11 protein-coding genes are annotated in these 13,091 nt (G+C 36.2%); 7 read left to right on the top strand and 4 right to left on the bottom strand.

What is annotated here, in order from left to right; translation table 11 throughout:
* Position 1 precedes the first annotated feature (1 nt).
* Together KFE94_15805 and KFE94_15800 are read right to left on the bottom strand one after the other, a co-directional pair.
* On the bottom strand, positions 2-1,888 hold the full coding sequence (locus KFE94_15805) for a Na+/H+ antiporter NhaC family protein (GenBank protein UTW66099.1): 1,887 nt from the start codon (positions 1,886-1,888) through the stop codon (positions 2-4).
* Between the two features lies 1 nt (position 1,889).
* Positions 1,890-3,818, bottom strand: coding sequence for an AMP-binding protein (locus tag KFE94_15800; protein ID UTW66098.1), 1,929 nt, complete (start codon positions 3,816-3,818; stop codon positions 1,890-1,892).
* Between the two features lie 214 nt (positions 3,819-4,032).
* Here KFE94_15800 and KFE94_15795 point away from each other — a divergent pair, with 214 nt between their 5' ends.
* Together KFE94_15795 and KFE94_15790 are read left to right on the top strand one after the other, a co-directional pair.
* Positions 4,033-4,752: a hypothetical protein gene (locus KFE94_15795; protein UTW66097.1), complete on the top strand. Its 720-nt coding sequence runs from the start codon at positions 4,033-4,035 to the stop codon at positions 4,750-4,752.
* A gap of 47 nt (positions 4,753-4,799) precedes the next feature.
* On the top strand, positions 4,800-5,615 hold the full coding sequence (locus tag KFE94_15790; GenBank protein ID UTW66096.1) for a mechanosensitive ion channel: 816 nt from the start codon (positions 4,800-4,802) through the stop codon (positions 5,613-5,615).
* Positions 5,616-5,679: 64 nt separating this feature from the next.
* Here KFE94_15790 and aat read toward each other — a convergent pair whose 3' ends face one another.
* Together aat and KFE94_15780 are read right to left on the bottom strand one after the other, a co-directional pair.
* Positions 5,680-6,363, bottom strand: coding sequence for a leucyl/phenylalanyl-tRNA--protein transferase (gene aat / locus KFE94_15785; protein UTW66095.1), 684 nt, complete (start codon positions 6,361-6,363; stop codon positions 5,680-5,682).
* Positions 6,364-6,382: 19 nt separating this feature from the next.
* Positions 6,383-7,303, bottom strand: a complete 921-nt coding sequence (locus KFE94_15780) for a cation diffusion facilitator family transporter (protein ID UTW66094.1) — start codon at positions 7,301-7,303, stop codon at positions 6,383-6,385.
* Positions 7,304-7,439: 136 nt separating this feature from the next.
* On the opposite strand from KFE94_15780, the gene KFE94_15775 reads away from it, so the two are divergent.
* The 5 genes from KFE94_15775 (at position 7,440) to KFE94_15755 (ending at position 13,078) form a co-directional block, all read left to right on the top strand.
* Positions 7,440-9,314 carry a polysaccharide biosynthesis protein gene (locus KFE94_15775; GenBank protein UTW66093.1) on the top strand — a complete coding sequence of 625 codons (1,875 nt, stop codon included), beginning with the start codon at positions 7,440-7,442 and terminating at the stop codon, positions 9,312-9,314.
* Positions 9,315-9,323: 9 nt separating this feature from the next.
* A complete protein-coding gene (locus KFE94_15770; GenBank protein UTW66092.1) occupies positions 9,324-9,737 on the top strand; it encodes an acyl-CoA thioesterase in 414 nt (137 codons plus the stop codon).
* Positions 9,738-9,766: 29 nt separating this feature from the next.
* Positions 9,767-11,080, top strand: a complete 1,314-nt coding sequence (xseA, locus tag KFE94_15765; GenBank protein ID UTW66091.1) for an exodeoxyribonuclease VII large subunit — start codon at positions 9,767-9,769, stop codon at positions 11,078-11,080.
* A complete protein-coding gene (gene xseB, locus KFE94_15760) occupies positions 11,073-11,273 on the top strand; it encodes an exodeoxyribonuclease VII small subunit (protein ID UTW66090.1) in 201 nt (66 codons plus the stop codon). Before xseA ends, xseB begins: the two co-directional genes overlap by 8 nt.
* A 77-nt stretch (positions 11,274-11,350) precedes the next feature.
* Positions 11,351-13,078, top strand: a complete 1,728-nt coding sequence (locus KFE94_15755; protein ID UTW66089.1) for a phospho-sugar mutase — start codon at positions 11,351-11,353, stop codon at positions 13,076-13,078.
* Positions 13,079-13,091 lie beyond the last annotated feature (13 nt).

Below are 13,091 nucleotides of genomic sequence, written 5' to 3'. Positions count from 1 at the left end.
CTTAGTCTTCTATTGGTTTCCCTATAAATTGGACTATAGCATATAAAACTGCCAGACCCACTGGAAATGTAATTAGTGAGGAAACACCCATAGCTGCAGGAATTGAACCAATTATAATGGCAATGGTTCCAACTGTGACTGCATATGGCATTTGAGTTTTTACGTGCTCCAAATGATTACATGAGGTTGCCAATGAACTCAGAATTGTTGTATCAGAAATCGGAGAGCAATGATCACCAAAAACAGATCCTGCCAGAATCACCGATACTACATTATAAAATATCACCATTGCTTCGTCATGTGATAACCCTGCTTCTATCGCCACATGATATGAGGCAGGAAGTAGTAGAGGGTACAAAATAGCCATAGTTCCCCATGAAGAACCTGTTGAAAAAGCCACCATACCTGATAATATAAAAACTACAGCAGGAATAAATATAGGTGACAAGGCATCCGACCATAATCCTTGTAAGAATACTGCGGTATGCATGTCTTCAGTTATGCCTGCCAACGCCCAGGCTAAAACCAGTATTATCATTGCAGGAATCATGGTTTTGAAACCACCAATCCCTGAATTTATAGTTTCCTCAAGTGACATTATTTTCTGACTTACAGTCAAAATAACAGCGGCAATAATCCCTGCCATGGAAGACCACAACAAGGCCGTAAAAGAATCTGAGTTACCTATAACGACAGATAATTTTCTAAAGAAACTCAATCCCTCTAAATCTGTCTGAGATGTACCATTCATTCCGGTAATGTACATTCCTGCAATTGCACCTAAAATGACAATTAAAATAGGAATTACTGCATTAAACGATTTTGGACGAATTCCTTCTTTTGCCGTAAACTCATCATCATCTTCATTTAATTCATTCCCCGCCTCAATTCCCTTACGTGCATTCTTTTCAGCCAATAACATGGGGCCAAAATCGCGACCTTTGTAAATTAGCATCAGCATAAATGCCAATGTAAATATTGGATAAAAAGCATATTGAAGTGACATTAGAAATACTGAATAAGGTGATTCATCTAATTCAGGCAGATGCCCCAACCCTGTTTCAATATATCCCAATTCGGCTCCGATCCATGTCGTAATAAATGCGATAGCTGCCACCGGAGCTGCTGTGGAATCGACTAAATAAGCCAGTTTTTGTCTTGAAATTTTTAACCGATCAGCTACGGGGCGCATAGTATTTCCTACCACCAGTGTATTGGCATAATCATCAAAGAAAATCAGTACACCCATAAACCAGATCACAAACTGTCCGCTTCTAGGATTTTGAGCATACGGTTCTAACCTGTTTACTACACCTAGCATTCCCCCATTCTTAGAAATAATACTCACAATCCCAGCGATGGTCATTGAGAATACGATTACCGCTATATGTGACCAATCATTCAATGCATTTAGTATGTAAGTGTCTATGGTATTAAAAAAACCACTAACCAATCCGGACATTCCATTTGAGTAGAACGACATGATTAAAGTCCCAGAAAGAATTCCAATAAATAAGGATGAGATGACCTCTTTTAGCAGCAATGCCAATACAATTGCGATTAAGGGAGGTAAAATTGATGTCCACAGCGGTATCGGGTTTATCGCTTGAGTAACCTGTTCCTCGCCTAATTGTATCTCTAATTTCTTTACATTTTCAGGAGTAAATGCAACCTCAAGTTGATTCTTGTTTTGAGATTCTACAGCCAACCGGGTTCCATTGACCAATACTTCACTTATTGGTTCTTCTATAGTTTGGTTTAACTTAAGCGTAATTGTTGTTTCTACACCCTCGACTAAAACATCAGGTAATTCAACTTCCCAATTGCTTTGAGTAAACCCCGTAAATATGAATAAGGTTAAAAATACAAATAGACCCGCTCTTTTCATCCTACTTCTCCAGTGTCTTAATATTCATTTCATTAATTCTTTGGTGTCCTTTTGGACCATACATGATATCAATTTGAGGCTTGTAACTTTCTAATATTTTATATCGAACCATTTTCAACGTAGAGTTCACCATAAAGTTATCTTCGGTAAAAGGTTCCGGTGCAATGAAAAATACTTTTGGAATCCATTTCTTCTGAAATACAGTTTTATATGTGGGATCATCCATAAATGCCATAAACTGTTCCTTAACAAGTTCATACGCTTTTTCACCAGATCCTTTCATAATCATAGATTTCTTTGCCGGATCAAGACTTACCACCGCTGTAGTGAATCTGTTTTGGTTATTATACAACATCACATGTGTAAATATGCTACTACAATTCACAATAGCCTCCTCAATACCTTCAGGTGAATACTTTTCACCGTCTTCTGAAATCAACAAAGCTTTGTTTCTTCCGGTTACTACCAAAAATCTATCATTGTCGTAATATGCCAAATCTCCAGTCCACAACCATCCATCTCTCAATGCCAATCCACTGGCTTCAGGGTTTTTATAATACCCTTTCATCACATTCTCTCCCTGAATCACGATTTCGCCAATTTCATTTATATCCGCTTCTTCATGATCATTTCTCATAATCTTACACGTCACTCCCGGCATTACATTACCTGAGGTTCCCATCTTATGACGAAATGGTGTATTCGAAGAAATAATAGGCGCTGCTTCGGTTAATCCGTAGCCCTGAAAAATTGGTGTCCCAATAGCTTTATAAAACTGTTGTTGCTTAATATCCAGCAAGGCTCCTCCACCTACCATAAACTCTAACTCTCCTCCAAAAACATCACCTAATTTTCCATAGATTAAAGATGAAGCCAATTTATCACTAAACCACGTGGTCATTTGGGTCAATACGCCCGGCTTGGTAAAACCATCCCCATTTCTGACAAATCCAGCCTTTAATCCTCGTTCAAAAATTCCGTTTACAAAACCACCTTTCTCTTTCACCCCTTCCTTCATCTTTTGTATGAAATTCCCGGATAATGCCGGAACCGTTAACAAAAACTGTGGTTTAACTTCTTTGAGATTAATCGGAATATTTTTAATCGCATTGGCTGTTCCCCCTCTGGTATCCAGAAAAAACAAATCTAATGCTTTAAACAGCGCTCCATATAGAGCTACTGTATGTGCAAATGCATGATCTACAGGCAAAATGACCAGAGTTCTAAAATTCTCTCTTAATTTAAACACCGAAATCCCATCAGCCGCATTGCTATAATAATTTAAATGCGTCAGCATAATCCCTTTAGGATTACCTGTCGTCCCGGATGTATATGAAATGTTTACAATATCATGTTCATCAATATTGTTTTTGATTTCATCCAATTGATCCTGATACCCGGGTAGTAACTCTTTCCCTTTACGTAATGCCTCCCAAAACAAAACTCCTCTTTCAGGATCGATTCCGGCCTTTTTCATTTCAATCTCGAAATATTCAAAGTCCTCATCCATAAAGATGATTTTCATCTCTTTATTATCTACCTGATCCAGGATGGACAATACTTTAGTTAAATGATTCTTAGAAGTAAAAATTCCCTGAACATTGGAGTGATTTAATCTAAACGGAATTTCTTCGGGTAAGAGTTTCACCGATAAAGGAACAGAAACCGAATTAATCGCCAAAACACTATATTCTCCCATTACCCACATCGGGCTTCCTTCCGAAAGTATGGCAAAGTTTTGCTTTGGTTTAAAACCTAAATCCAAATAGTATGCAGCTAAATAATCAACGTTTTGTTTGACTTCAGAATAAGTCAACGATTCCCAACCTTTATCGGTTTTTCGACTGACATATCTTTGATCTTTATACGTAATTGCCGCTTGTGACAATAGGTGGACGATGGTTCTCTTTCCCTTTTCTAACTCTATCATTCCTGAAATTTAATGAGCCAATAAAAGTAAACTTTACAATCTATTTTCAAAATCATCCGGCAGATTTGAGACGAATAATCTTTACGTCAAACTGACTTCTCGTTGACAATCTTTATTATTTCATGAGGATTAAATTGAGAATTCTCATATTTTACTGTAAATTAGAGCATTCAATAGTATCACTATGCGGTTCGGGTTTACAATATTTATATGCATGATACACTTTATAGGGTTCAATCAATCCTATAAGTATGCGAATTATGTTCCTCCGAAAAGTTATCATAACTATGAAAATCATGACTACGCCCACTTTGGAACAGGAATTTCGATCCCAACCGGAGAGTTTGCCGGAGCTCCATCAGGTGAAGGGTTTCATGGATTTGCAGATATTGGATGGAATCTTAAAACGGCTTTGGGTTTTCAAATAAACGAACTATACGAATTTGAGATCGAAATGAAATACACCCGTAACCCGGTCAATGAACAAAAAATGATTGCTTACGCTCAGGAGATCACCGGTGAAAACATAATTTCTGCCAGTACCTCAAATTGGAATACTACTTCTTTACTTATTGGACCGTCTGCTGTTTATGCAGAAGGTAATTTCTTTTTTAGATTTATGGCTAAAGCCAGTGTTAACGGAGTGGCTTTACCTCAAATAGAAATGATTTATAACAACTCATCTACTGAGGGCAAAATCAAACAAAAAGGAGGTCAGGCTTTTGGTTTTGGATATAATTTAGGTATTTCAATCGGTTACCGACCTATTGAAAAAATTGGTCTCTCGCTTAACTATGATTATGCTTTTACCAGTGTACATTATGACAGAATTGTACTGGATTATAAAAATGGGGTAAATACCAAAATAGAATTTCCCCAAACTGTGACAACCTCAAACTTTTCCTTGAATTTGATTTTCTATTTCAAAAATTAATTCATTTTTGTTATTCACAAATATTTACAAACTAAAACTATTATGCTATGAATGACATTAACAAGTATTTAGAGACTGGACTAGATCACGTTATCAATTACGCCCCTAAAATTTTAATTGCACTTTTACTCTTATGGGTTGGTTTAAAAATAATCAATGTAATTTCTAAAAGTACAAGTAAATTAATGGATCGAAGAGGTATTGATCCAACACTTCGTCCATTCTTGATTAACTTACTTACCTGGACTCTAAAATTTGCATTATTTATTGTTGTAGCCAATCAGGTAGGTATCGATACGATGTCTTTTATGGCTGTATTTGGTGCAGCTGGTTTAGCTGTTGGTTTAGCACTTCAAGGCACACTATCTAACTTCGCCAGCGGTGTAATGCTTTTGATTTTTAGACCATTCAAAGTTGGGGATTTTCTAGATGCTGCTGGTCACATGGGTACAGTAGAAGAAATCGGAATCTTTGTTACCAGCTTACGTTCACCTGAAAACAGATTGATCATTGTCCCAAACAGTGCAATTGGTGGCGGTAGTTTAACCAACTTTACAGAAGCTGCAAAAATTCAAATTCGTTTGGCTGTCGGAATTGCTTATGATGCCAATATCAAAGAGGCCAGAGAAGTGATCTTAAAAGAATTAGCAAAAGATGATAGAATCATTAAATCAGAAGATCAGGAGGTTTTAGTAGCTGAGCTTGGAGATAGTTCTGTAAATTTATCTGTTCGTTTCTGGGTTGATCCTAACGATTATTGGCCAGCATACTTTGATAATTTAGAGGCTGTTAAAACTTCGTTAGATGCTGCAAACATCGAGATTCCATTCCCACAAAGAGTGGTACATATGAAGCAAGACTAAAATAAAAAAATAGATTTTTTAAAAGCGTCATAAATTTATGGCGCTTTTTTATTTTAAATCAAATCTATTGTAACCAATCACTCCACTGCCCTACTTTACCTTCCAGTTTTATTTTATGAGAAATTAGTTTCTCGAATCGATCACGAGAAATCTCATGGGCACCCAAGGATTCCAGATGTGCGGTGTAATCCTGACAATCAATCAGATCAAATCCTTTCTCTTCCAGTTTTTGAACCAATTGGATAAACCCGTATTTGGATGCATTGCTCATATGCGTATACATAGATTCGCCAAAAAACATTTTGCCTAAAGCCACACCATATAAACCTCCTACCAGTTCATTTGCAAACCATACCTCTACTGAATGTGCAATTCCCTGACGATGTAAATTAATGTAGGCCTGCTCCATATCTTGTGTAATCCAGGTACCACTTTGTCCTTCACGTTTTGACGTTTTACAATTGCGAATTACTCTTTCAAATTCCCGATCGAAAGTCACAGTAAACTTTCCCGAACGAATTACTTGTTTCATGGATTTTGAAACCTTCAAATCTTTGGCGAATAAAACAAATCTTGGGTCCGGTGCCCACCAAAGAATCAGAGAGTCATCATTATACCAGGGGAAAATACCTTTGGAATATGCTTCTTTTAGTCGATTTAAAGAAAGATCACCTCCAACTGCCAAAATACCTTCTTCATTTGCCAGATGTGTGTCAGGAAAATCTTCGTCTTTCTTTAAAAAAATCATTTATTCCAGTTATTCTTTTTTAAACCGAATGATCAACCGTTTCTTTCACCTCAATAAATAAGTGTTTAACCACAGGGATTTTCTGCTTTACGATCTCTTCTATCTTGATGATCTCTGCTTCAATTTCTTCCAAAGAGAATTTATCATCAAAATGAACATCAACTCCTGCTAAAACTCCAGTTGGACCAAAATGTACAGAACGAATCAAACCATAGTCCTGTATACTTTCTGTTGATTTTAAAACCTCATCCAGTATATTTAAAGAATCTTCATCCATAGATTCTCCAATCAACAATGCTTTCGTCTCAACAGCTAAGAAAAATGCCATAGATGTTAATATCACTCCAATAATTACTGAAGCCACTCCATCCGCATAGGGCCAATCAAACATATCTCCAATAAACAATCCTAACATAGCCACAACCAATCCTATAATAGCTCCAATTTCTTCAATAATAATGGTAAAACTTGAAGAGTCTTTACTCTTTCGCATAGACTTCAAAAGTCCCAATTTCCCATGATCCTTTTTAAATTGTTTTAGCGCTACAAATAAGGATGACCCCTCAAATAAAATAGCCAATCCCAATACAATATAATTGACTTTAATATTAGCGACTTCAACCGGTTCTATAATGTGATGAACTCCTTCATAAATGGCAATTCCCCCACCCAATGCAAAAATGAGAATGGATACTACAAAAGACCAGAAATAAATTTCCATACCATATCCAAATGGGTGTGTCTTATCCGCTGGTTTTTCACTTCTTTTAATTCCGTATAACAACAGTCCCCCATTTGAAGTGTCTACCAATGAGTGGATTCCTTCAGATATCATGGCCGAACTGCCTGTATATGAACCCGCAAAAAATTTAGATATGGCTATTGCCAAATTGGCTAAAATTGCTCCGTAAATTGAAATTTTTGATCCTTTTCCTGCCATAAATTCGAATTGTTTTCACAAATAAACGTTGTTCCCAACAATTATCCATAAAGTATTTGAAAACATTCTTTGTTTCATCCATATCAAATGACAAATCCTAATATCTTTGACCCCAATATCAAACTATTATTTTGTTTTGAAAACATATTTAAATTTTGAGTCTAATGCACCCAAATGGATTATATTCAGTATCGATGTGATCATTGTAACCATCTCGTTAGGTGTCTCTTTTCTTCTTCGATTTAATTTTGAAATTCCGGATAGTGAATTAAAAGGATTCGTTAACGCTTTCGTTGCTGTTTTAAGTGTTCGAATCTTTATCTCCTATATTTTTAAAACATACAGTGGTGTTATTCGTCATACGAACATTCAGGACCTTCAAAGGTTGTATTTAGCAACAACAACAGGAACCGCTGTTATTGTCGTCCTAAATCTTATCTCTTTTTATCTCAATTCAAGTTACATTTTACCCTTTTCGGTAGTCATTTTTGAATATGTACTAACGTTCTTTTTAGTCGCCACTTTTCGGACGGTAATAAAAATGATCTTTCAGGAAATTACTTCAAAAGCTACAGAAAAAACAGATATCATGATTTATGGAGCTGGACATAATGGGTTAACAACCAAACAAGCTTTTGATCGTGTGACTGAAACAAAATTCAACATCATGGCTTTCATAGACTCTAATACCAGTAAACAAGGTAAACTTCTGGAAGGAGTTAAAATATATGGGGATGATGATTTACCACATTTACTTCAAGAAACACCTCCTAAAAATTTAATTATTGCTGTTCAAAATTTAGATAAGGATAAGAAAGCTAAAATTATTGAATTGGCACTAAGCCATAATATCGGAGTCAAAGTGATTCCTCCAGTAACAGATTGGATCAATGGCGAATTAAGCGCGAAACAAATCAAGTCCGTAAAAATTGAAGAGCTTTTAGGCAGAAAACCGATTCAGTTGGATCAGGATAAAATTAAAAGTCAGCTACAGGGTAAGACCGTATTGGTTACAGGTGCTGCTGGTTCTATTGGCTCTGGGTTGGTAGATCAAATCGCTAAGTATTTTCCTGAAAAGATTATCATGTTAGATCAGGCTGAAACTCCATTATACGAACTGGAGTTACGCATGAAAGAACAGTATGGTACCAATATGACCGAGATCGTGATCGGAGATATTAGAAATGAAAACCGAATGCGCAATATGTTTAGGGAATTTCGCCCGGATTTTGTCTATCATGCTGCCGCATACAAGCATGTACCTATGATGGAAGACAATCCGTCTGAAGCCATTCGAGCCAATGTTCACGGTACAAAAATTATAGCGGATTTATCTGAAGAGTTTGAAATTGAGAAATTCGTAATGATCTCTACCGATAAAGCGGTTAACCCTACTAATGTTATGGGGGCTACCAAGAGAATTGCTGAGTTATATACCCAATCGAAAAACAGTCAGAGCCAAACCAAGTTTATCACTACGCGATTTGGAAATGTATTAGGTTCAAATGGTTCTGTCATTCCAATCTTTAGACGTCAAATTGAAGAAGGTGGACCGCTAACCGTTACACATCCGGATATTACTCGTTTCTTTATGACCATTCCTGAAGCATGTCAGTTGGTTTTAGAAGCCGGAATGATGGGACATGGTGGAGAAATTTACATCTTCGATATGGGTGAATCTGTGAAAATCGTTTCTCTGGCAGAAAAAATGATTAAGCTTTCCGGGCTAACATTAGGACGTGACATTCAAATAAAATACAGCGGTTTACGTCCGGGAGAAAAACTTTATGAAGAGTTATTGGCCAACGAAGAAAATACCATGAAAACGCACCATTCGCAGATCATGATTGCCAAAGTTCGTGAAGCTGACTTCAACATTATTTCTACAGAAATTGAGAGTCTGATTGGTTTGTATAACAGTCAGAACAATTTTGATATCGTATCGCAAATGAAAAAAATTGTTCCAGAATACGTCAGTAAAAACTCGGTTTATTCTAAATTGGATCAATAAACATAGATCATGAAATTCTTTTCACCGATAGATATTCGATTCAGAGATTTGGATGCTTTAGCGCATGTGAATAATGTGGTGTATCTCACCTATGTTGAACAAGCGCGTGTAAGATACTTTGACACAGTATTTGGAGCCAGACACAACTGGGACGAATGGGGTGTTTTACTGGCCAGAACTGAAATCAATTACATACAACCATTACTTTTTAAAGATGATGCCAAATGTGGTATGCGATGTACAAAAATCGGTACGAAAAGTATGGAATTTGAATTCAAAATATTTAGAACCATTGATGGTACGGATATGGAAGTAGCCAATGGTATTAACGTTCTGGTATGTTTTAACCACACCGATAATAAGAGCATTGAAGTTCCTGAATTCTGGAAAAATGCATTAGTTGATTACGAAGACCATTTATAAACGAATCTCATTAAACTTAAAATCATATTGTGAAATCTCATTCGCTTCTAGAATTATCTCAAAGTATAGAACGGGTTATTTCACATACTTTTAAAAATGCATACTGGGTACGTGCTGAGATTTCTCGTGTAAATTTCTATCCTAAAAGCGGTCATTGTTATCCTGAACTTGTTGAAAAACAACATGGAAAGATTGTAGCTGAAATCAGATCTACTATTTGGAGAAATACCTTTCAAACCATCTCTACCAAATTCAAAAATGAAACTGGTGAAGAACTCAAGGAAGGTATGAAGGTTCTTTTTCAAGTACAGGTTAAATATGCTCCAACGCACGGAATATCTTTAAATATTCTGGATATCGAGCCCTCCTTCACCATTGGAGAAATGGCCAGAGAAAAAAAGAACACTATTGATACTTTGAAAAAGGAAGGTCTATATAATTGTAATAGACTCTTACCCTTCCCATATTTTCCATCGCGTTTAGCCATCATTTCTGTATCTACCAGTAAAGGGTATCATGATTTCCTAACCACGATATACGCTAAAGCCGCAAGATTTAATATTGATATGGAATTATTCCCAGCCATCTTGCAAGGTGATACTGCTGTAAATAGCATTTCAGAACAATTAGAAATTATTCGGGAACAAGCTAATCAATTTGATTTAGTTCTCATCATTCGTGGAGGTGGCGGTGATGTTGGATTACATTGCTATAACCACTTAAAAATGGCTAAAGCTGTTGCGACCTTCCCTATCCCCGTAATTTCTGGAATTGGTCATTCTACCAACGAAACAGTGGTTGAAATGGTCGCACATACCAATAAAATTACACCAACAGCTGTTGCAGATACGTTAGTAGATATTTTCAAAGATTTGGAAAATAATTGGCAAAATGCTTTTGATACTATTTCGAATATCAGAGAAATCAGCATTGATCCTCAAAGACAAAAACTAATTGATTTATCTCAACAGCTTAAAGTCTCTGCTACCTATCCCCTTCACCTGGGAAAAATCAAGGTTCAAAAAAACGTGTCTAACCTCAATCGACTAACGCAACTTAAAATTTCCAGAGAACAATCTAATATTTTGCTCAATATCGTTCCTAAGATGAACTATCTTACAAAAACTATAATCTCTGGCGAACAAAATAAACTACAGTACATCCAGGCGAAACTTCAAATCCTAGATCCTAAAAACACATTGAAACGCGGGTTTAGTATGACTATGATTAATCATCAAACCATTGACGATGTAAAACAGATCAAAAAGGGCGATCTCATTACTACCGTATTTCATAATGGTACTGTAGAATCAAAAATTACTAAAACGAATACGCATGAGTAAAAAAATGACTTATCAAGAAGCAATGACAGAACTGGAAAATATCATTTCTGGCATTGAGGAAGAAAACATTTCTATTGATGTACTTTCATCCAAAGTTAAAAGGGCAACTGAATTGATTAAAATCTGTAAAACCAAGTTGTATAAAACCGATGAAGAAATTCAAAAAGTACTGAAGGAACTTGAAGATTTATAAGCACTCATCTATTAAAAATTATATTCGTGTAAGTCACAAAAACAACTAAATTTGACCTCCTTTTTAAAAATAAAAATATGAACGTAACAACCCCTCAAAACTTTATAGATATTGCACATCAATGGACAAAAATACCATTTGATGAAAACACCCAACAAGCAACTTTAGAACTCATTGAAAAAGGTGGCCCTGAACTGGAAGATGCCTTTTATAAAAATATGGAATTTGGTACCGGAGGAATGCGTGGTATCATGGGTGTTGGTACTAACAGAATTAATAAATATACTTTAGGTGGAGCAACACAAGCTTTAAGTGATTACTTAAAAGTTTCCTTTCCTACTGAAGAGAGAATTTCTGTAGCGATCGCATTTGATTGCAGACAAAATTCAGATGTATTTGCACAGTTAGTCGCAGACGTACTTTCAGCAAATGGAATCTATGTATACTTATTTGAAGCATTAAGACCTACTCCCGAATTATCTTTTGCGGTAAGACATCTAGAATGTCAGGCAGGTATCGTATTGACTGCTTCCCACAATCCAAAAGAATATAACGGATATAAAGTATACTGGAATGATGGTGCACAATTAGTTCCCCCGCATGACAAAGGGGTCATTGATAGAGCCAAAAACATCCAAATTGAAAATATTCAATTTGAGGCCAATAAAGATTTAATTCAAATCATTGGTAAAGATTTAGATGAAGCTTTTCTGGATGCAGTAGTTCAACAATCTTTAACGAATGCCGGTAAAGAAGACTTAAAAATTGTCTTTACTTCATTGCATGGAACATCTATCAATGGATTGCCACAGGCACTAAATAAAGCTGGTTTTACTGATGTTCATATTGTAGAGGCACAAGCAACACCAGATGGAACGTTCCCTACCGTAGAGTCACCAAATCCAGAAGAACCATCAGCATTAAAAATGGCGATTGATCAAGCCAATGAAATCAATGCTGATTTGGTTATAGGAACAGATCCGGACGCGGACCGTATCGGGATTGCTGTGAGAAATGCTCAGGGTGAAATGCAAATTATGAATGGGAATCAAACCGCATCTATGTTGACCTGGTACCTTTTGGAACAATGGAAACAACAGGGAAAACTAACCGGTAAAGAATTCATCTGTCAAACCATTGTGACTACGGATTTGATGCGTGACATTGCAAATGCGTATAACGTTGATACTGAAACTACATTAACAGGTTTTAAATGGATTGCTGATATTATCAGAAAGTACGAAGGTCAAAAGAAATTCATTGGAGGTGGTGAAGAAAGTTTTGGTTTTATGATCGGTGACTTTGTAAGAGATAAAGATTCTATTTCATCAGCAATGATCGTTTCAGAAATTGCAGCTCTGGCTAAATCAAAAGGAAGTAGTTTTTATGCAGAATTACTAGAAATGTACAAGAACTTTGGTTTGTATCATGAAGGTTTAGTTTCTATCGTAAAGAAAGGTAAATCAGGTAGTGAAGAAATTTCGCAAATGATGCACGACCTTAGAAATAATCCACCAAAAGAATTAGGTGGTTATAAAGTCGTTAAATGGGATGATGTCTCATCTGGAGTTTCTACAGACATCACAACAGGAGCAACATCTACTCTATCTCTTCCTTCATCTAATGTTTTACAATTTTATCTGGAAAATGGTAGTAAAGTTACTGCCCGTCCATCTGGAACCGAACCTAAAATCAAGTTCTATTTTAGTGTGAAAGGTAAATTGGAAAATACCGCTGATTACGACCACTTACTAAAAGGCTTATTATCTCAAATTGAGGATATCAAAAGAGATTTAGGCATTTAGTAAAATATAAGAA

This window comes from bacterium SCSIO 12643 (genome assembly GCA_024398135.1).
In the GTDB taxonomy this organism is placed as follows: Bacteria; Bacteroidota; Bacteroidia; order Flavobacteriales_G; family Salibacteraceae; genus CAJXZP01.
The sequence above is the reverse complement of the archived record's forward strand: the minus strand, read 5'-3'. Positions and strand labels throughout refer to the sequence as shown.